At 67.5% G+C, this 19,582-nt stretch carries 14 protein-coding genes; 2 read left to right on the forward strand and 12 right to left on the reverse strand.

What is annotated here, in order from left to right:
* The 3 genes from A9J21_RS26720 to A9J21_RS26730 all read right to left on the reverse strand — a co-directional run bounded on the left by A9J21_RS26720 (position 1) and on the right by A9J21_RS26730 (position 2,851).
* Complete coding sequence (locus A9J21_RS26720; RefSeq protein WP_066741008.1) at positions 1–1,269, reverse strand: SfnB family sulfur acquisition oxidoreductase; 1,269 nt, start codon at positions 1,267–1,269, stop codon at positions 1–3.
* Between the two features lie 374 nt (positions 1,270–1,643).
* On the reverse strand, positions 1,644–1,787 hold the full coding sequence (locus A9J21_RS26725) for a MarR family transcriptional regulator (protein WP_231907052.1): 144 nt from the start codon (positions 1,785–1,787) through the stop codon (positions 1,644–1,646).
* An 11-nt stretch (positions 1,788–1,798) separates the two neighbouring features.
* Entirely contained in the window at positions 1,799–2,851 is a 1,053-nt protein-coding gene (locus A9J21_RS26730) for an alpha/beta fold hydrolase (RefSeq protein WP_066741010.1), read from the reverse strand.
* Positions 2,852–3,461: 610 nt separating this feature from the next.
* On the opposite strand from A9J21_RS26730, the gene A9J21_RS26735 reads away from it, so the two are divergent.
* On the forward strand, positions 3,462–3,701 hold the full coding sequence (locus A9J21_RS26735) for a hypothetical protein (protein ID WP_066741012.1): 240 nt from the start codon (positions 3,462–3,464) through the stop codon (positions 3,699–3,701).
* A gap of 254 nt (positions 3,702–3,955) precedes the next feature.
* Positions 3,956–4,666: a response regulator transcription factor gene (locus A9J21_RS26740; protein WP_066741014.1), complete on the forward strand. Its 711-nt coding sequence runs from the start codon at positions 3,956–3,958 to the stop codon at positions 4,664–4,666.
* 194 nt (positions 4,667–4,860) lie between these two features.
* On the opposite strand, the gene poxB is transcribed toward A9J21_RS26740, so the two are convergent.
* The 9 genes from poxB to A9J21_RS26785 form a co-directional block, all read right to left on the reverse strand.
* The gene (gene poxB / locus A9J21_RS26745) at positions 4,861–6,594 is read right to left on the reverse strand and encodes a ubiquinone-dependent pyruvate dehydrogenase (RefSeq protein WP_066741016.1); all 1,734 of its coding nucleotides are present in this window, start codon (positions 6,592–6,594) and stop codon (positions 4,861–4,863) included.
* Between the two features lie 172 nt (positions 6,595–6,766).
* Positions 6,767–12,325, reverse strand: a complete 5,559-nt coding sequence (locus A9J21_RS26750; protein WP_066741018.1) for an ATP-binding sensor histidine kinase — start codon at positions 12,323–12,325, stop codon at positions 6,767–6,769.
* 30 nt (positions 12,326–12,355) lie between these two features.
* The gene (locus tag A9J21_RS26755) at positions 12,356–12,736 is read right to left on the reverse strand and encodes a response regulator transcription factor (RefSeq protein ID WP_082926626.1); all 381 of its coding nucleotides are present in this window, start codon (positions 12,734–12,736) and stop codon (positions 12,356–12,358) included.
* A 243-nt stretch (positions 12,737–12,979) separates the two neighbouring features.
* Positions 12,980–14,074, reverse strand: a complete 1,095-nt coding sequence (locus A9J21_RS26760) for a porin (protein ID WP_156546210.1) — start codon at positions 14,072–14,074, stop codon at positions 12,980–12,982.
* Positions 14,061–14,339: a XapX domain-containing protein gene (locus A9J21_RS26765; protein WP_066741022.1), complete on the reverse strand. Its 279-nt coding sequence runs from the start codon at positions 14,337–14,339 to the stop codon at positions 14,061–14,063. The genes A9J21_RS26760 and A9J21_RS26765 overlap by 14 nt, the downstream gene beginning before the upstream one ends.
* A 40-nt stretch (positions 14,340–14,379) precedes the next feature.
* The gene (locus A9J21_RS26770; protein WP_066741024.1) at positions 14,380–15,996 is read right to left on the reverse strand and encodes an MFS transporter; all 1,617 of its coding nucleotides are present in this window, start codon (positions 15,994–15,996) and stop codon (positions 14,380–14,382) included.
* Positions 15,993–16,427 carry a DoxX family protein gene (locus A9J21_RS26775; protein WP_066741026.1) on the reverse strand — a complete coding sequence of 145 codons (435 nt, stop codon included), beginning with the start codon at positions 16,425–16,427 and terminating at the stop codon, positions 15,993–15,995. The genes A9J21_RS26770 and A9J21_RS26775 overlap by 4 nt, the downstream gene beginning before the upstream one ends.
* Before the next feature lie 48 nt (positions 16,428–16,475).
* Positions 16,476–18,422: an amidohydrolase gene (locus tag A9J21_RS26780; protein ID WP_066741032.1), complete on the reverse strand. Its 1,947-nt coding sequence runs from the start codon at positions 18,420–18,422 to the stop codon at positions 16,476–16,478.
* 13 nt (positions 18,423–18,435) lie between these two features.
* Complete coding sequence (locus A9J21_RS26785) at positions 18,436–19,440, reverse strand: alpha/beta fold hydrolase (RefSeq protein WP_066741034.1); 1,005 nt, start codon at positions 19,438–19,440, stop codon at positions 18,436–18,438.
* Between the last annotated feature and the right edge of the window lie 142 nt (positions 19,441–19,582).

Below are 19,582 nucleotides of genomic sequence, written 5' to 3' on the forward strand. Positions count from 1 at the left end.
TCAGTTCCAGGAATGCCGCTTGGGCAGCGCATTGTTCAGGTGATAGTTGCCGATCAGATGCAGCTTCCAGCGCACGGGATCGTGCAGGGTATGCGTGCGGGCGTTGCGCCAGTGACGGTCGAGGTTGTGTCTGGCGCGCGTGGCCGACGACCCGGCCAGCTCGAACAGCTTTTCGCTCGCCTGCAGCGCAACCTCGGTGGTCAGCACCTTGGCCTCGGCCACGGCCACCGATGCGCGGGCACCCGATGCCTCGGTCACAGGCTGTGCTGCGATGTCGTCAAGCGTCAGCCCCGCCTCGCGCAGCACCGCGCGGGCAGCCTCGATGTCGATGGCCAGCCGGCCGACGTCGGCGATCAGGTGGGGGTCTTCACTGGCACGTGCCACGCCGGCATCGATCCACGGGCGGGCGTGCTTGCGCACGAAATCCACCGCATCGTCGAATGCCGCCTGCGCAATGCCCAGGTCGATGGCGGCCTGGATCAGTTGCGAGTTGGCGCCATAAAGCCCCGGTTTGTCGGCAAGCTGCCAGAGCGGAATCACGTCATCCGGGGAGATCGACACGCGGTTGAATTCCACCGTGCCGCTGGCAGTGGTGCGCTGGCCGAAAGATGACCAGTCGTCGATCACTGTCAGCCCGGCGGCATCGCGCGGCACCCAGACCTGGACAGGGCGATCATCGTCGTCCAGCGCACGCGTGGGCACGCGATGGGCATACAGCGCGCCGGTCGAGTAGTAGCGCTTGCCGCTGAGCCGCAGCCCCTGGGCGGTTCGCAGCAGGCGCGTGGTGCCGTCGAGCACGGTGCGGCTGCCTGCCGCGCGCCGCTCGGGCCCGGCGTTGCCAAGCCGCTGGCCGGCCAGCACTTCGGCGTAGAAGCGCCGCTTCTGTGCGTCGGTCCCGGCTTCGCGCAGCACCCCAAGCAGGCCAAACTGGTTTTGCGGAATCTGGCCCAGCGACGCATCGGCAGCGCTGACGATGGTAAAGACCTCGGCCAGCGTGGCAAACGAGACTTCGGCGCCGCCATGGTCCTTTGGCACCGTGATGCCGCCCAGGCCGCTTTCCGACCAGAGATCCAGCTCGTTCCACGGCAGCAGGCGTTCGCGGTCGCGGGCCGATGCGCCCTGGCGGTAGATGGCGGCCAGCGCGTGGGCGGCGTCGATGGCCTCGGCGTCGGTACGGATGCGGCGTACGCGCGACGGATCGGGAAGACGCGGTTCCCGCCGGCCGGTGGCGGCAGGCACCACGGCTTGAATGTCTGAAAGGTCGGTCATGGCGTGTCGAAGGAATGCGCGGCGCGGGCCCGGCGTCCCGCCAGCCGTATGCGGCGCCGGAAGCGGGACGGCCCATGGCGCGGCACGGTTCCGACACCATACTGCGGCAGATCCGGCATACGAACGACGCGTTTGTTCTATCCAAGCGCGACCGCTGCGCATAAGACCATGCGCATTCCTTCGATCGATCCGCAACACCGTGCGGCCACGAAATACCACGCACGGTCCCCGAGGAAAGGCGGGGCCGCGTCTTCACCCTCCCGCCGTCGGCGGGTCTGTCCCAAAGACATCTTCCAACAAGGACCCCGGGGGAAGCAGCGGCATGCCCCCGGGCATGCCAGCCAGTGTCCCCAATCAGCTTGGTGCGCGCCGGGCTAGACCTTGCGCCGCCGGCCCGGCGCATCCACCCGATACTGGCCGGGCATGCCCTTCCAGGCGCAGCGATCGCCACCACCGCCCAGTTCGCAGGCCAGCGCCGACAGCGTCATGGTTGCCAGTATCAGCAGTCGATGCAGCATGGCGGCCCCGGTTACTTGCGGTCGATATCGAGCACGGCCTGCGCAAACGCGGTGGGCGCTTCCTGCGGCAGGTTGTGGCCGATGCCGCCCGTGATGTCGCGATGCTCGTAGCGGCCCGTGAACTTGCTCTTGTAGGCGCTGGGCGCCGGGTGCGGCGCGCCGTTGGCGTCGCCTTCCATCGTGATGGTGGGCACGCTGATGGTGGGCGCCGTGGCGAGCTTCTTCTCGATGTCGTCGAACTTCGATTCGCCCTCGACCAGGCCCAGGCGCCAGCGGTAGTTGTGGATCGTGATGGCGACGTGATCGGCGTTGTCCAGCGACACGGCACTGCGCGCGAACGTGGCGTCATCGAACTTCCACTGCGGCGAAGCGAGCTTCCAGATCAGCTTGGCAAAGTCGTGCGTGTACTTCTGGTAGCCGGCCACGCCACGGTCGGTGGCGAAGTAGAACTGGTACCACCACTGCAGTTCGGCCTCGGGCGGCAACGGCTGCTTGCCGGCGGCCTGGCTGCCGATCAGGTAGCCGCTGACCGAGACCAGGCCACGGCAGCGGTCGGGCCACAGCGCGGCCATGATGTCAGCGGTGCGCGCGCCCCAATCGAAACCGGCCACCACCGCGTTGCGGATCTTGAGCGCGTCCATCAGGGCGATCATGTCGGCCGCGAGGGCGGACGGCTGGCCGTTGCGCTTGGTCTCCGGCGACAGGAACGTCGTGGTGCCGTAGCCGCGCAGGTGCGGGATGATCACGCGATAGCCGCGCTGCGCGAGCAGCGGTGCCACATCGACAAAGGCGTGGATGTCGTACGGCCAGCCGTGCAGCAGCAGGGCCACCGGGCCATCGGCCGGGCCCAGTTCGGCGTAGCCGACGTTGAGCACCCCGGCGTTGACCTGCCGGATCGTGGCGAACGACGTATGCGTGCCCGGCGTGACCGGCGCCAGCGGCGCGGCCTTCGACACGCCCGACTGCGCGTGCGCGGAGCCGATTACGCCAAGCTGGGCGGCGGCCAGCGCCAGGCCGGCGGTGCCAAGAAAGTTGCGGCGCGGCAAATCGATGGTCTTGCTCATGTTTTCTCCTTTGCGTCAGACGCTAGCGTTTTACTTCGAAGGTGACTTGAGGGGTTTCGCTTCTATCGGGCGCAGGCGCCGCCGGGAACCGGATGCCGTTGGGGCACGGCCGATGCCAGCACCGATACGATGGGGTGTAGCGCCAGCGCGATCACACCGATATCGACCGGGAACGATCCGTTTCCGAATGGCACGGCGGACGCGCTTCCGTCCCATACAAGGGCAAGGCCGCAGCCCCCTTTCGAATGTCCTGTCTTCATGCCTTGTTCCCCGAGCGTTGCGCTTCGGCACGGCAAGCCGTTGAACGGACTGGCCGGCGCCGAAGGGTTGACACGAGTCTAGGCAGACGGCGCATGCCCCATGTGTCGGTCTGCCCCGGTTTTGTATCGCAGTGTATTCAGCCCCGGGCGGCCGGATATGCGGATACAAATCTGCTGGCCGCCGCCGCCGCCGCCGCCGCGCTGCCTTGCGGCAGCCGGTACGTCTTTGGTATGACCCCGGCATGCCCATGCGCTACGGTGGTCGGACCAACGGGCAATGCACACGCGGGCCGTGCATGCCTACCATGTGCTCACGGGGCACGCGGGCGTTGGCTCCGGGGAGAAACTTCATGGATCAAGCAAATGGGCTCGAACTGGTCCGGCTGCGCGCGGCAGCGTCCGCGCTGAGCCAGGACGCCCGGCTGTGGCGCTGGTTTTCCGACCAGATGGAAGAACACCGGCTGTGCTGCGAACGTAACCGAGACTGGTGGCACATCACCATCGCCGGGCGCGAACTGGCCTGCGACCGGTCCTTCGACGTGGCCGTGCGCACCGCCTACACGCTGAGCCGGGCGCTGGAGGCCGTGTAGCGGCGGTCCCGGCCGGCACAGGGCCCAGCCGCGGCGTCAGCGCCACACATTCGTTTGCAATTTCATCGAAAGCGTCGATAATTCCGCTTCGCATTGGGCGGGCTGACGTCGATTTCGCGCCGTTTCCCGGCAATTCCATCGTATCTTTGTGCATCTTCAGGCATCTGGCCTGGGGCACGGTTCGTCCAACTGCGCCAGGCGCAGCGCCCTGGGGCCGCCCCCGCAAGCCCCGGCCAGAACGTCCATGCATGCACATGAGAACCACGATAAACAGCAGTGCCGCCTTGTTGCGGGAATCGACCGACGACGGTGTCGTACTGGTTGTCGACGACGACCAGGATGTGCGGCGCGCCCTGTCGGGGCTGTTCCGCTCGGTCGGGCTCGCGAGCGAATCCTTTAGTTCCGGCGAGGAACTGCTGGCCCACGCATTCCCGGACCAGCCCATCTGTATCGTGCTCGATGTGCGTCTGCGCGGCGCCAGCGGGCTGGACCTGCAGACCCATCTCATCCGCGCTGGCAAGAGCGCGTCGATCGTGTTCATCTCGGGCTATGGCGACGTACCCATGACCGTGGCGGCCATGAAGGCCGGCGCCGTCAATTTCATCGCCAAGCCGTTCCGCGAACAGGATCTGCTCGATGCCGTCAACGAGGCATTGCAGCGCGACCGCGACCGCCGCCAGGCCAGCTCGCAGACACAGCTGCTGCGCGAGCGTCTCGACGCGCTGACCGGCCGCGAGCGCGAAGTCATGAAGCTGCTGGTCCACGGCCTGATGAACAAGGAAGTGGCCGACGAACTCGGCATCAGCCAGGCCACCGTCAAGATCTATCGCGGCCAGGCCATGCGCAAGATGCAGGCGCGCACCTTTGCCGAGCTGATCCTCATGGCCCAGGCGCTGGGCATGGTGACCCGTGGTGCGGCGTTCGATGGCAATGGTGACGATGGCCCGGACCCCGAGTCCGACTGACCAGTACCCCATGCGGCCAGCCGGGAAGCGCATGATCGGCTGACGGCCCCAGTCGAAGCCGGGCACGCCGTTGGCTTCGATTGCCGCGTGGTCGTTGCCGCGCTAAACGAAGGTCTGAGATGGGAGGGACCTGAGGCGCGTGGTCCGGGCGCCCGGGCGTGGCGAGGCGCCCCGACGCCCGGCTTCTCCAGCGCCTAGCGCAGCAGATTCGTCCTTGCCAGCTCCACCAGTTCGTCGGCGCGGCCGTTCATGACCGCCTTCAGCGCCCACAGGCTGAAGCCCTTGATCTGTTCGGCCTTCAGTGCAGGCGGCATTGCCAGCTCCTGCGTGTTCGTCACCACGTCGAGCAGGGCGGGGCCGTCGTGCGCCAGCATCGACGCCACGGCTTCGGGCAGCAGGCGCGGATCTTCCACGCGCTGGGCATGCACGCCCACCGCGCGTGCCATGGCGGCGAAATCGGGGTTTTGCAGCGATGTGCCGGTTTCGAGAAAGCCCGACGCCTTCATCTCCAGCGCCACGAAGCCCAGCACGCTGTTATTGAAGATCACCACCTTGACCGGCAGCCCTTGCTGCACCAGCGTCAGGAAGTCGCCCATCAGCATGGCAAAGCCACCGTCGCCGGACAGGCTCACCACCTGCCTGTCCGGAAACGCCGCCTGCGCGCCAATGGCCTGCGGCAGCGCGTTGGCCATCGATCCGTGCGCCAGAGAGCCGATCAGCCTGCGCCGGCCGTTCATGCGCAGGTAGCGCGCAGCCCAGATGGTGGGCGTGCCCACGTCGAACGTGAAGATGGCGTCCTCGGTGGCCTGCTCGCTGATCAACCGGGCCAGGTATTGCGGATGGATCGGGCGTCGGCCGCTGTCGCCGGTAGCCAGGTCGTCCAGTTGCCTGCGGGCATCGCGGTAGTGGCGCACGCTCGCGTCCAGGTGGGCGGTGTCGGCCTGCGGGGTCAGGCGGGACTGCAGCGCGTCGAGCGTGGCCGCCACGTCGCCCACCAGCCCAAGGTCCAGCCGCGTGCGGCGGCCCAGGTTCTCGGGGCGTATATCGATCTGTACCACGCGCGCGCCTTCCGGATAGAACTGGCGATACGGAAAGTCGGTACCCAGCATGACCAGCGTGTCGCAGTTCTGCATGGCGTGATAGCCCGAGCTGAAGCCGATCAGCCCGGTCATGCCCACGTCGTACGGATTGTCGTATTCGATGTATTCCTTGCCGCCCAGTGCGTGCACCACGGGCGCCTTGAGCGTCTCGGCCAGCCGCACCACCTGGTCATGCGCGCCGGCGCATCCACGCCCGCACAGCAGCGTGGTGCGCTGGCTGCCGCGCAGCAGGTCGGCCAGCGCGTCCAGCGATGCGGTGTCAGGCACCACCACCGGTGGCGGCAGCGTCATCGATGCCGGCGCGGAAATCCCCGCGGTGGCCGCAGCCCGCAACGCCACGTCGCCCGGAATGACGATGACCGCCACGCCACGGCGGCCCACGGCCGCGCGGATGGCAGTCTCCAGTACGCCCGGCAGTTGCTCCACGCTGGATACCAGCTCGCAGTAGTGGCTGCATTCACGGAACAGCTGCTCGGGGTGGGTTTCCTGGAAATAATTGCGGCCGATCTCGGCGCTTGGAATGTGCGCGGCAATGGCGAGCACCGGCACGCGCGAGCGGTGGCAGTCGAACAGTCCATTGATCAGGTGCAGGTTGCCCGGCCCGCAACTGCCGGCGCATACCGCGAGATTGCCGGTCAGGTGTGCTTCCGCGCCGGCCGCAAACGCAGCGGTTTCCTCGTGCCGGGTGTGAATCCACTCGATGTCGCCGCGCTGGCGCAGCGATTCGGTCAGTCCGTTGAGGCTGTCGCCCACGACGCCGAAGATGCGGCGAACGCCGGCACCGTGCAGCACCGAGGTGATCAGATCGGCAGCGGTTTCCGTAGCCATGCTGTGCTCCTTGTCCGGAAGGGTATCCCTGTCGGATCAGCCAGGCAGGGAAAGATTCAACCTAGCCTACACAGGGCCGATCCGCCAGCCTTGTGTCCCGATGGGTGCACTTCCGGATTCGCACGATGCAAGCATGCCACCGTCGCGCTACCTGCGAGCCCGCCGGTGGCCGCTACGGCTGTCGCGGAATGGCAAAGGCGAAGCGGCTGCCATGCGGCGCCAGCGCCTCGGCCCGCAACTGCCCCCGGTGCGCTTCGACAATCGACTTGCAGATGGCCAGCCCCATGCCCATACCGTTGACCTTGGTGGTGTAGAACGGTTCGAACACCTGTTCGGTGAGGTCCTGGCCGATGCCGGTGCCGGTGTCGGCCACGCTCAATTCCAGCAGATGGTCGTCTACCAGGCGCGTGGCCAGGTGCAGCACGCGCGGCCGGTCGTGGACGTCGCTCATGGCGTCGATGGCGTTCAGCACCAGGTTCAGGATCACCTGCTGCAACTGGATATCGTCGCCAAAGGCATGCGCGGGCTCGGCATTCAGCGACAGCTTCAGCGCGATCTGGCGCCGTTCGATCTCGTTGCGCGAGATCGCCAGGATATGGCGGACGGCCTGGTGGATATCCACCTGTGCCAGCACCGGCGCGGCGTTGCGCGTCAGCGCCTGCAGGCTGCGGATCATGTCGCCGGCGCGCTGCCCCTCGCTGCGGATGGCCTCAAGGCCTTCGCGCGCATTGGCGATGTCGGGCGTGGCCCGTGCCAGCCAGCGCAGGCTGGCGCCTGCATTCGACACAATCGACATCAGCGGCTGGTTCACCTCGTGTGCGATCGAGGCGGTCAGCTGGCCTACCGTGGTGGCGCGCGCCACCCGGGCCAGGTCGGCCTGGGCGCTGCGCAATGCGTCTTCGGCCTGCCGCCGGGCGGTAATGTCGGTCACGGTACCCACGTAGTCGAGTTCGCCATTGTCGCCGGGCAAGGGCTTGCCGACGGCGGCCAGGTAGCGGATCGAACCGTCGGCCCGCACGATGCGGTGTTCCACGCGGACGGTGGCCTGCCGCGCGACATGCGTTTCCGTGACGTGCCGCACCATGTCGCGGTCCTCGGGATGCATGCGCGACAGGAACACCTCGAACGGCAGGTCCTGCTGGTCCGGCTGGAGTTCGTAGATGCGGCGCAGCTCGTCCGAGCCCGTGAAGCGGTCGCGCTTCAGGTCCCAGCGCCAGCTACCCGTGTGGCTCACGCTCTCGCCCATGGACAGCGACGCCTCGCTGGCCCGGAGTTCGCGCTCCACCTGCTGGCGGCGTTCGTTCTCGGCCAGCAGGTCGTCGTAAAGCCGCGCCGTGCGCAGCGAGATGGCCGCCTGCGAGGCGATCAGCTCCAGCACGCGCGTGCGGTCCAGCGTAAAGGCGTCGCGCACCAGGCGGTTTTCCAGGTACAGCGCACCGATTGCCTCGTTGTGGCGCAGCATCGGAATGCACAGGGCGGAGATGTCGGCCATGTCGGGCTGGCTGCCGGTCAGTCCAAAGTACGGATCGATCGCAAACGGGTTGGCGCCCATCGACGTACCCGTCATGGCCGCCTGTCCCGTGCGCACGGCCGTGTGGAGCATCGCCACCGGCAAGGCGCTGGCGGTGACAGGGTCCTGGGTGATGCGCACGCGGATGCCATCGGCGGTGGTGTCGGCGCTGGCCTCGACCACCGGTCCTTCGGGCCGCATGCGGATCAGCAGGCCGCGCTGGGCTCCGGCGTACTCGAGCACGATCGTCATCAGCTTGTCGATCAGGCGGTCGAGGCGGATTTCCTCGCTCAGCGCCCGGGACGCCTTGATGACGCTCTCCGCATCGAGTGTTTGCGCGCTGGCGCCCAGATGCCAGGTGCGGAGCGGCGTGGCATCCACGATCTCCGGGTGATCGGCCTCCAGTTGCCGTGCCTTGCCGATGGCGCCCCAGCGCAGGTACGCGTCGCGCGCATGGCGCCGATGGCCGTCTGCGGCCGAGGCCAGCCCCTGCGCCGCACATAACCGTGCCGCGCGCTCGTGGGCCATGGCGGTGATCTGCACGAACCCATGAGCGGCCGCGTGGGCGATGGCCTGTTCGTAGCGCGACATGGCCGTCAGCGCGTCGCCCTCCAGGCGTGCCAGTTCCGCTTCCACCAGCAGTGCCTTGTCGGCAAAGGTCAGCGGATTGGCCTGCGCCCAGTCGCGCAGCCTGCGGGCATCGGCGCGCAGCGTCTGCCAGGCCGCCGCATCGGGTGCATCCGGGGATGCTTCGAGCCGTGCGGCAAGCGTCAGCGCGCGCATCAGGTGGAAGTCGAGCTGATGGACATGGGCCGGGGCCGACCATGCAAAGGCGGCGGCCCGGTCCAGGCATTGTGCCGCGGCATCCACGCGACCGGCCAGCAACTGGACGGTCGCGCTGTACACCGCATGCCAGAACTCGAACGTGCTGAGGCTTTCCGCCGCCGGCGCCTGATCTGCCGCCATGCCGGCGTCCTGCCATGTCAGCGTGCGCAGCCCGTCGACAAGGCGTTGCTGCAGCAGCAGGATGGTCTCCACGTCGCCGAACCGGGCGTCGCGTACGAATTGCAGCCCGCGCGAGATCTCGGCCTCGACATCGTCGAGCGGGTCGCCCCGTACAAGCATCACCGCCACCAGGTGGCAGCACTCGTAGCAGGCCGTGGTGATATCGCCGTGCGCCACGCCGGCAGCAAAGCCGGCGCGTGCGCACTCGACCGAATAGGACAGGGGCTGGGTCCACACGCTGAGCTGGTCCAGCGGCAACAGCGTACGCGCCTCGTACGCGGCGTAGCCATTGCGGGTAGTCAGCCGGCGCGCCAGTTCGCCATAGCGAAAACCGTCCTGGTACGCACCATAGCGGTGGCACACCTGCACGCCGAGCCATGCCAGCGATGCGGTGGCCGGTGCGCTCATGCCGTGTGCCAGCGTCAGCCGCATCATCTGGCACAGGGTGGCGAACGCCAGGTTCTGGTCCGTGAAGCTGGCGGGGATCTGCAGCGCCGACAGCAAGCCCATCGCGGCGTCGATGCGGGCATCGGCAACCTCAGGCAGCGCCGGCAAACCGTCGAGGTGCGCGGCATCGAGCTGTGGCTGGATCCCGGCGTACAGCGCATCGCACAGGGCATCGGACGGATGCGGCGGCAGGTCGATGCCGAAGCCACGCAGCCCTTCCAGCGCCTGCTGTACCGCCAGCGCGTTCTCTGATCGCCGCAGATGCATTTCGATCTTCAGCCGGTACACGCCCGCCTGCCGCAGCGGGCCCGCAGGCCGTTCCAGCAGATCGACGGCTTGTGCCAGCGCGTCGTCAAGCCGGCCCTGCAGGAACCAGCAATGGGCCCGTTCCTCGAGCAACGCGAACGTGAGCCCGTCAGCGGCGGGTGACGGCATGCCAGGCCCGCGAGCACGGCGCAGGCCACTGTCGACGTAGAGCAGCGCCGCCGTATAGGCGGCGGTGCTGCGTGCGCGCCGCGCGGCATCCAGGAACAGCGTGGCGATCATGCGGACATCGTCGGCCGATGTCTCCGGTGCTTCGCCATGCATCAGCAGGTCTGCGGCGCGGAACAGCAGGTCGTCGCGGGCATCGTGCCGGATCGACTGCGCCAGAAGGCGTCCGGCATGCAGGTACAGCCGGGCGCGGGCCTTGGGGTCGATCCCGTCATGGGCGGCCTTCTGGATGCGATCGTGCGTGAACACGTACTCCTGCTGGGCCAGCATGAGCAGACCGGCCGCGCGTGCCGGTGCCAGCCGCGCATGCAGCGCGCGTTCGGACAGGTCAAAGACGTCGCACAGCAGCGTGACCGGCGAACGGCTGCCCAGGCAGGCCATGCCGCCCAGGCAGTCCCGCGTTTCCGCTGGCAACCGGTGCAGCCGCTGCAGGCTCAGTTCGGCCACGTTGTCGGTGTAGCTGCGCTGCTCGATGGCAGGCAGGTCGAACTGCCAGCTGTCGCCCTGGGGCGAGCAGGTGATCAGGCGTTCGTCGGCCAGCGTTCTCAGGAACTGCCTGACGAAGAACGGGTTGCCGAGCGTCTTGACGTGCACGCGCTGCGCCAGGGTCTGCACCGCCGCCTCGGGCATGCGCAGGGCATCCGCGAGCAGCGTGGCGACCGATGCCATCGACAGGTTGCCCACGGGGATGTCCTGTACCGCCGCGTGCTGGCGCAGCGCGGCCAGCGCTGGTGCGTCGGCCGTGCGGGCACTGCAGACCAGCAGCAACGGCAGCGGTGCCGATGCATCGGCCAGTCGCGACAGCAGCCGCAGCGAAGGCTGGTCAAGCCAGTGAATATCGTCGATCAGCAGCGTGAAGGGCAGGCCGGGCTGCGCCAACGCCTGCACCAGCTGGCGCATCGCGATGCCGACGTGCACGTCGGCATCGGCGCCCTGCGCGGCGGGCGGCGGCGGAAAATCGTCCACCAGCAATCGCAGCGCCGGGGCAATGCTTGCGGCGATTTGGCCGTAGCTGCCAAGCACCTGCGCCAGCCGCATCTGCCAGTGCCGTACCGCTTCTTCGGGCAGCCCGAGGATCTGGTGAACCAGCGTGCGGAAGGCGTCGGCCAATACCGCGTAGGGCACGTTCTGGCGGAACTGGTCCGCCTTGCCCACAGCGCAGCACCCGTGCTGCGCCTGGATGGCCTGGGTAAACGCCTGCGTCAGCGTGCTCTTGCCAACCCCCGACGGGCCGCTCAATACCACCACGGCCGGCGTGCCGGTGGCCTGCACGCTGGCGAAGGCTTCGGTCAGGCTGGCAAGTTCCGCATCGCGGCCGTAAAGCCTGTCCGGCAGCGTCAGGTCGGCGGACATATCGCGCTCGCCGGCTTCGAACGGCGCGATCTGGCCATGCGCGCGCCAGGCGTCGGCACAGCGGGCCAGGTCGGCGTGCAGGCCGGCGGCTGTCTGGTAGCGGCGCGACGGGCTCTTTTCGAGCAGCTTGAGCACGATCCGCGAGAACATGGGCGGCACGTCGGGGGCGATGGCATCGGGCGGCAGGGCCGTGCCGGCAACGTGGCTGTGAATCCACTCGCCAAGGTCGTCCGGATTGCGGACGCCAAACGGCAATTGACCGGTCAGCAGCTGGTAGACGATGACCCCCAGCGCGTACAGGTCGCTGCGTGCATCGACCGGATGCCGGGTGCGCCCCGTATGTTCGGGCGACATGTACGCAGGGGCCTCGCCGGCCAGCGTGGTCACGGCGGGCCGGTCGGCGTCGGGTTGCGATACGTGGATGGCAAAGCCGAACCGGCCGATGCGGCAGCGTCCCGCTTCATCGACAAACAGGCTGGACGGCGTGATGGCGCGATGCACGAGGCCGCATTCATGTACGGCCTTCAGTGCGGCGCTGGCGCCAAGTGCGATCGACAGTACGCGCTCCACCGGCAGGCGCTGGCCCAGCAGCGCGAATACCGGCGTGCCGGCGTGATCGTCGTAGACGGCGGCCACGCCCTGGCGGAAGCGGGTCAGGGCGCGCGGCAACAGTGCCCATTCCGCGCGCAGCAGGCCGCGCAACGCGTATTCGGCCTCGATGCGCCGCGCGGCATCGGGCTCCACGCGCGCGGACACCGCGTGCGCCAGCATCAGTGCGTTGCCGGTGCGGGCATGCACGCCGCGCGAGAGCGCCACGATGCCGTCCTGCACGCAGGGCGCGAAACGGTACTCCGACAGGGAGAGGGTGTCTTGCGGGGTGTTCTGTAGCCGGTTCGGCAGGCTGGATTCGTCAGTCATCATCATGCGGCGCCGGAAAGGGGGTGGCCTTGGGGCCTAGTTTCCGGGGCGGATCTGCAGGGCGCTCTCGATGCAGTCGATGATATCCGTATCCTGGAAGGGCTTGTTCAGAAAGCAGGCCGCACCGGCGTCGCGGGCGCGCTGCTCGTAGCCTTCCTGAGCAAAGGCCGTCATGAAGATGACCGGCATACGGTGCCCCCGGGCGCGCAATGCCTCGCACAGGGCAAAGCCATTCATCCCGGGCATCTGCACGTCGGTGATCACGCAGTCGATGCTGGCGATCGATGTGGACGCCAGCAGTTCGGGGCCGCCGCCATAGAGTTCCGCGGTCATGTCCAGCGAGCGCACCAGTCTGCCCATGGCATGCCGGACGGAAGCGTCGTCGTCGACAATGGCAATCACGGGGGTGGCAGTCACACGGAATCCTTGAGAAGTCTGGAACGGTGACAGGGGTCACCGCTTGCTCACAGCATAATCCCGCCGGGCCTGGCTCGACATCATACGGTGGTATTGCCGGTGTGCCGCCGACTGCGGACGCCGACGCTGCAACCATGATCCGCGCGGAAACCGACAAGGATATTCGCTTCGGGCCCGCTCCGCCACGAATCGGAGCGAACCCATACCAAGGTATTAGTCACGCACGGTGCGTGACATCGGGCCTCAGAAGTTGTGCCGCATGCCCAGGGCGAACGTCTGCGGATCGGCGCCGGCGCTGACGCCCAGCTCGTTGATGGCGAAGTCGTAGATCGCGTTTTTCTTGTTGTTGATGCGGCTGTAGAAAACAAAGAGCGCCGTGCGTTTCGACAGCGGATAGTCATAGCCAACCGTAAACTGGGTGGCGCCGGTCTCCGATCCGCTGCGGAAGAAACCGATCGTGTCGGAGGACGACCCCGTGCCATTGGCGGCCAGCGCAAAGCCCACGCGCACACTGCCCGGCCCCAGCTGCTGCACCAGCGACGCATAGTAGCCATTGCGCTGCAGGTCGCCCGTGTCGGTGCGGTAGTGCAGGTGTTCGTAGAGCGCCGAGATGCGGGTGCCCTTGAACAGCTGGTAGGCCACGCCCACTTTCAGTGCATCGTCATTGCGCCCGGCCGCCTGGTAGTGCTGGTGGATCTCGTATGCCAGCGTGGCGTTCAGCGGCCCCTGGTCGTAGACCACGGCGGCCGAGTACAGCGCCGGGTTGCGCGGCACCGTGTTCTTCTCCTCGGGCAGGCCCCAGCCCAGCCAGACGCTGACCCCGGCCAGCTGCGGCGTGCGGTACTGCACGATGTTCTTCTGGCGGCGGTCGAACGAACTGGTGTCCTGCACGTTGTCGGAGCTGGACGTCGAGCCGTTTCCGATCAGCGCCATGTAGCCGGCCGTGGTCGGATAGTACGGGTCGTACGCCATGGTCGACTCGGTGTACGGCGTATGCCAGTGCCCCATGAACAGCAGGCCATAGTCGCCCTGCAGGCCGATGCGCGAATTGCGTGTGGCGATGCCGCCCTGGCCGTTGTCGATCGACAGGTTGCTTTCGATCTGCCAGATCGCCTTCAGCGAGCCGCCGAGGCCTTCCTCGCCGCGCAGCCCCCAGACCGACCGGTAGTTGGTCTGGCGAACCACGCTGCCCAGCGACGTGCCATCGGTGGCCGTGCTGGCGCGCGAATATTCGATGGCGGTGTTCAGCCGGCCGTAGATCGTCACGGAACTGTCAGCCAGCGCCGATGCGGGGGCGGCCAGAGCCGCCAGCAAGGCCAGCCCTTCAGTGCGCCGCATCGGTCTTTTCATCATTCTTGGCCGTCAGCGTGGCGGGTCCGGGCGTGCCGGTGATCTTCGGCACGCATTCGGAATGGAACCAGGCAACGGTCACGGGCTCGCCCGCAATCATGCGCTTGATCGGTGGTACCACCTGTTCGCCGATCAGCATGCCCAGCAGGCCGAGCAGTGCCACGGCGGGCGGCGCGGGCGAGCGCACTTGCATGAGGGCATAGATGATGCCAACCAGCACGCCGGCGCCAAGGGAAACAAGGTAGATTTTCATGATGGTCTCGCAATACAACAACAGATATCAGGTGAGGGGGTCAGCGCGGGGTGCCGGGCAGTCCCACGCCCAGCAGGTGCCGCACGCGCGGCGGTTCGCTTGCCACATGGAAGCCGGCCACGTCGCGCTGCAGGTCGGCATCGGCATTTGGTACCCGCCGATGCTGGCGCAGGTGTTCGGCCCATGATTCGACCAGGAACCATTCGGTCAGCAGCTCGGGGTTGGCCGGGTCTTCCATGACGCCCCAGTTGAAGGCGCCGTCGCGCAGGCGTTCTTCCGAGAGGCCATGCACGGCGCGCAGGAATGCGTCGCGGTTGGCCGCCGGAATGCAGTATTCGATCAGGATCATTACGGGGCCGCGATCGTGGGCGATGTCGTCAGCCATCTCCGGCTCCGGCCAGTGGCGCGATGGCCCCAGGTCTTCCTCGCCACGCGGCAGGCGCACGCGGTTCAGCAGCAGTGCCGCCACGACCAGCCCGGCCGCGGCAATCAGCAGCGCGTGGGGCGTCCCCAGCCCCTGGGCCACGAAGCCCCAGAGCAGGCTGCCGCCGGCCAGCGCACCGTTGAACACCATCTGATAGACGGCCAGCGCCCGGCCGCGCACCCAGTTCGGCAGGATGGCCTGGGCGGCGCCGCCCAGCGTGGTCAGCGCCAGGATCCATGCCGCGCCCAGTACCAGCAGCAGCGGCAGCGCCAGCCAGACCGGCGGTGCAAACGACAGCGCGGCCATGACCACGGCGGTTGCGATGGCGGACACCAGGATCACGCCGTCGCCATCCAGGCGTTTCTGGAGCGCGGGCATCGACAGCGCGCCCAGGATGGCGCCGGCGCCGACCGCGCCCAGCAGTACGCCGTAGAGCCCCGCGCCGCCATGCAGCAACTGCCTGGCGACCAGCGGCAGCAAGGCCCAGACGCTGCTGCCGAATGCGAAATGCACGGCGGCGCGCAGCAGCACGATATGCAGCTTGCTATGGGCACGCGTGAAACGCAGCCCGGCGCGGAAGGCGCTGAAGAAGTGCTCGCGCAGCGGATCGGCTGGTTGCACGGGGCGCTTCCACCAGATCAGCGCGCCAACCACGAACACATAGCTGATCAGGTCGGCACAGTAGGTGGCGGCCGCGCCAAACGCGGCCAGCAGCAGGCCGCCCATGGCAGGGCCGATGGCGCGGGCGATGTTGATGCCCAGGCCGTTCAGCGCCACGGCCTGGCGCAGCGTGTTGGCGGGCACCAGTTCGGGCACGATGGACTGCCAGGTCGGCCCCATCATCGCCGCGCCGATACCGCCGGCAAATGCCAGCGCAATCAGGATTTCGATCGTCAGGCCGTTCTGCCAGGACAGGAAGGCCAGCGCGCCGCTGACCGCCGCCAGCGCGATCTGGATCACGATCAGGAAGCGGCGCCGGTCCAGGATGTCGGACAGCACACCCGCCGGAATCGCCAGCAGGAACACCGGCAGCGTGGCCGCTGCCTGGATGGTGGCGACTGCGGCAGGCGACGACGACAGGTCGGTTGCCAGCCAGGCACTGGCGACATCGCGCATGAAGCTGCCGATGTTGCCGAGGATCGTGGCTGCCCAGAGGACGGCGAACGTCGACTGGGCAAGCGGTGCGAAGGAGCCCGGCGACTTGCCTGCGGAGGTTGCGGCAGCCTGCGTCATGCCCGGCTTCCGGTGCGCAGGTCGTGCCAGGTCACCAGCAGGAAGCCGCCCACCAGGCCCAGGTGCTCGAAAAACGCATTCATCAGCATGAACTGGGCCTCGGGCGGCGCGCTCCAGAAGCGGTTTGCCATGAACGTGGCGGCCAGCGTGAAGCCGGCCAGCGCCAGCGCGCCGAGCCAGCGGTACACGCCGAGCAGGATCATGGCCGGCGCGGCCAGTTCCAGCGCGATCGTGGCCGCGGCCATCGGCGCGGCGGGGCTCAGGCCAAAGTGCTGCATCTCGGCCACCGCGCCGGAGAAGTTCGACAGCTTGACGAGCCCGCCTTGCAGGTACGCCGCGCAAAGCAGCAGCAGGGCGATCCAGTGCATCCAGCGTGGCAGCCGGTGCGTGGTGTCGCCGGCCGCCGCCAGCGGGGAAGAAGTGAAGGGCATGACGGGTCTCCGGTTCAATGCGATGCGGATGGCGGGATGCAGCCGGCGTCAGAACGCCCAGCAGGAGCAGCCCAGCGCGCCCCAGAAGCTGCTTTCATCCGACGTGGGTACGCTGGACGTCCACGCCTTGGCATGCGAGTGACCGTGCACACCGCACGAACTGGCGCAGGCGCAGGCGGTGCTCAGCGCCAGCTGCTTCGCCTGGGCCGTCGGGCGCGGCTGGTACTGGCTGCCATGGCGGGCCGGCGACCAGTCAGGCATGGCCGGCGGAATGTCGGGCGAATGGCGGCCGAACTCGTTGTCGCCATAGACCACCTTGCCGCCCAGCACCGTCATCACGGACGTGATGTCCTGGATGTCGTCGCCCGGCACGGCGAAGTAGTCGGCCGACAGCACCGCCAGGTCGGCCAGCTGGCCGGCCTTGATCTGGCCCTTCTTGCCTTCTTCGGACGAGAACCAGGTGTTGGCCTCGGTCCACAGGCGCAACGCGGTCTCGCGGTCCAGCAGGTTGGCCTGCGGATACATCGACATGCCGCCCACGGTCTTGCCGGTGGTCAGCCAGTACAGCGACACCCACGGGTTGTACGAGGCCACGCGCGTGGCGTCGGTGCCGGCACCGACCTTGACGCCCTTTTCCAGCATCTTCTTGATCGGCGGCGTGGCTTCGGCGGCGCGGGCGCCGTAGCGCTCGACGAAGTACTCGCCCTGGTAGGCCATGCGGTGCTGCACGGCAATGCCGCCGCCCAGTGCCGCGATGCGGTCGATGTTGCGGTCGGAAATCGTCTCGGCGTGGTCGAAGAACCAGTTCAGGCCGTTGAACGGCACGTCCTTGGCAACCTTCTCGTAGACGTCCAGTGCGCGGGTGATGGTCTCGTTGTAGGTGGCGTGCAGACGCCACGGCCAGCGCTTTTCGGCCAGCAGGCGGATCACGGGCTCCAGGTCGGCTTCCATCGACGGCGGCATGTCGGGGCGTTCGACGCGGAAGTCCTCGAAGTCGGCGGCGGTGTAGACCAGCATTTCCCCGGCACCGTTGTGGCGGTACAGGTCATCGCCCTGGCCCGGCTTCACGGTCGACGTCCAGGTCTTGAAGTCGCTCAGTTCTTCCTTGGGCTTCTGCGTGAACAGGTTGTAGGCCAGGCGCACCGTGAGCTGGCCGTCCTTGTGCAGCTCCTCGATGATGTTGTAGTCCTCGGGGTAGTTCTGGTAGCCACCGCCAGCATCGATGACGCCGGTCACGCCCAGGCGGTTCACCTCGCGCATGAAATGGCGCGTGGAATTCTTCTGGTATTCGGGCGGCAGCTTCGGACCCTTGGCCAGCGTGGCGTACAGGATGGTCGCGTTGGGCTTGGCCAGCAGCAGGCCGGTGGGGTTGCCGCTCTTGTCGCGGATGATCTCGCCGCCCGGCGGGTTCGGGGTGTCCTTGTTGTAGCCCACGGCGCGCAGCGCGGCGCCGTTCAGGATGGCGCGGTCGTACAGGTGCAGGATGAACACGGGCGTATCCGGCGCCGCGGCGTTCAGTTCCTCGATGGTCGGCAGGCGCTTTTCCACGAACTGGTGCTCGGTAAAGCCGCCCACCACGCGCACCCATTGCGGGGCGGGCGTGCGGGCCACCTGGTCCTTGAGCATGCGCATGGCGTCGGCCAGCGAGCGCACGCCGTCCCAGCGCAGTTCCATGTTGTAGTTCAGGCCGCCACGAATGATGTGCATGTGGCTGTCGATCAGCCCGGGAATGGCCCGCCGGCCATTCAGGTCGATCACCTTTGTCCCGGCAGCCGCGAGCTTCATGATCTCGTCGCGCGTGCCCACGCTGATAAAGCGGCCGTCCTGGATCGCTACGGCGTCGGCCTGGGGGTTGGACTTGTCAAGGGTGGTGAACTTGCCGTTGACGAGGATGAGATCGGGGGTCGGGTTCGGTGACATGGCGAAAAGCTCCGAAGAGGCTGCCGCGCCAAGCGCGGCAGCCGAGGCGATGAATTGCCGGCGGGAAACTGACATGGGCTCAGGCGGCTCAGGCGTTCAGGAAGGCCAGCAGGTCGGCATTGACCTGATTGGCGTTGATCACGCACATGCCGTGCGATGCACCCGGGTAGACCTTCAGCGTGGCGTTCTTCACGAGCTTGGCGGACAGCTTCGCCGAGTTGTCGATCGGCACGATCTGGTCGTCGTCGCCGTGCAGGATCAGCGTGGGCACGTCGATCTTCTTCAGGTCCTCGGTGTAGTCCACTTCCGAGAACTCCTTGATGCACAGGTACTGGCCCAGGATGCCGCCGGCCATGCCCTGCGCCCAGAAGGCGTCGATCGTGCCCTGCGAAACCTTGGCATTCGGACGGTTGAAGCCGAAGAACGGCGTAGCGAGGTCCTTGTAGAACTGCGAGCGGTTTTCGGCGACACCCTTGCGAATATTGTCGAACACTTCCAGCGGCAGGCCGTTCGGATAGGCGGCGCTCTTTGCCATGGTCGGCGGCACGGCGCCGATCAGCACGGCCTTGGCGACGCGCTTGGTGCCATGGCGGCCGATGTAGCGGGCCACTTCGCCGCCACCGGTGGAGTGGCCTACCAGCGTGGCGCCCTTGATGTCCAGCGCGTCGAGCACGGCGGCCAGGTCATCGGCGTAGGTGTTCATGTCGTTGCCCTGCGCCGGCTGGTCCGAGCGGCCATGACCACGGCGGTCGTGGGCGATCACGCGGAAGCCCTTCTGCACCAGGAACAGCATCTGGGCGTCCCAGGCGTCGGCGTCGAGCGGCCAGCCGTGCGAGAACACCACCGGACGGCCCGAACCCCAGTCCTTGTAGAAGATGCGGGTGCCGTCCTTGGTCGTCACGTAGTGACCCTGCTTCGACTGGCGGCCCGCGGCCGGCGCGGCTTCGGCGGCGGCCGGCGTCAGCGCAGCCATCGATGCCACGGTGGCTGCGGCGGCGCCCACGGTGCTGCCAACCAGCAGCTTGCGGCGCGATGCGTCGTGTTGTCCGGCTTGATCAGCTTGTTCGCGGGACTGGGGGGCGAGGTTCGACATGAGATTTCCCTGCAAAAGTGGTTCAGTTTGTTTGAGTTATCGGCCTGGCGCGTTTCGGTGTTATTCGCCGGCAGCGCTGCGACGGGATGAACTTTAGCCGCGCGAATGCGGTGATTGCCGCACTCGCGCTGTACGTTTTATT

The organism is Cupriavidus sp. D384, from assembly GCF_001652915.1.
GTDB lineage: Bacteria > Pseudomonadota > Gammaproteobacteria > Burkholderiales > Burkholderiaceae > Cupriavidus.

Bases quoted from the DNA above. Each gene is read 5' to 3' on its own strand.
- A9J21_RS26720 (WP_066741008.1), bottom strand. From the start codon at position 1,269: ATGACCGACCTTTCAGACATTCAAGCCGTGGTGCCTGCCGCCACCGGC.
- A9J21_RS26725 (WP_231907052.1), bottom strand. From the start codon at position 1,787: ATGCTGCATCGACTGCTGATACTGGCAACCATGACGCTGTCGGCGCTG.
- A9J21_RS26730 (WP_066741010.1), bottom strand. From the start codon at position 2,851: ATGAGCAAGACCATCGATTTGCCGCGCCGCAACTTTCTTGGCACCGCC.
- A9J21_RS26735 (WP_066741012.1), top strand. From the start codon at position 3,462: ATGGATCAAGCAAATGGGCTCGAACTGGTCCGGCTGCGCGCGGCAGCG.
- A9J21_RS26740 (WP_066741014.1), top strand. From the start codon at position 3,956: ATGAGAACCACGATAAACAGCAGTGCCGCCTTGTTGCGGGAATCGACC.
- poxB (WP_066741016.1), bottom strand. From the start codon at position 6,594: ATGGCTACGGAAACCGCTGCCGATCTGATCACCTCGGTGCTGCACGGT.
- A9J21_RS26750 (WP_066741018.1), bottom strand. From the start codon at position 12,325: ATGATGATGACTGACGAATCCAGCCTGCCGAACCGGCTACAGAACACC.
- A9J21_RS26760 (WP_156546210.1), bottom strand. From the start codon at position 14,074: ATGCGGCGCACTGAAGGGCTGGCCTTGCTGGCGGCTCTGGCCGCCCCC.
- A9J21_RS26765 (WP_066741022.1), bottom strand. From the start codon at position 14,339: ATGAAAATCTACCTTGTTTCCCTTGGCGCCGGCGTGCTGGTTGGCATC.
- A9J21_RS26770 (WP_066741024.1), bottom strand. From the start codon at position 15,996: ATGACGCAGGCTGCCGCAACCTCCGCAGGCAAGTCGCCGGGCTCCTTC.
- A9J21_RS26775 (WP_066741026.1), bottom strand. From the start codon at position 16,427: ATGCCCTTCACTTCTTCCCCGCTGGCGGCGGCCGGCGACACCACGCAC.
- A9J21_RS26780 (WP_066741032.1), bottom strand. From the start codon at position 18,422: ATGTCAGTTTCCCGCCGGCAATTCATCGCCTCGGCTGCCGCGCTTGGC.
- A9J21_RS26785 (WP_066741034.1), bottom strand. From the start codon at position 19,440: ATGTCGAACCTCGCCCCCCAGTCCCGCGAACAAGCTGATCAAGCCGGA.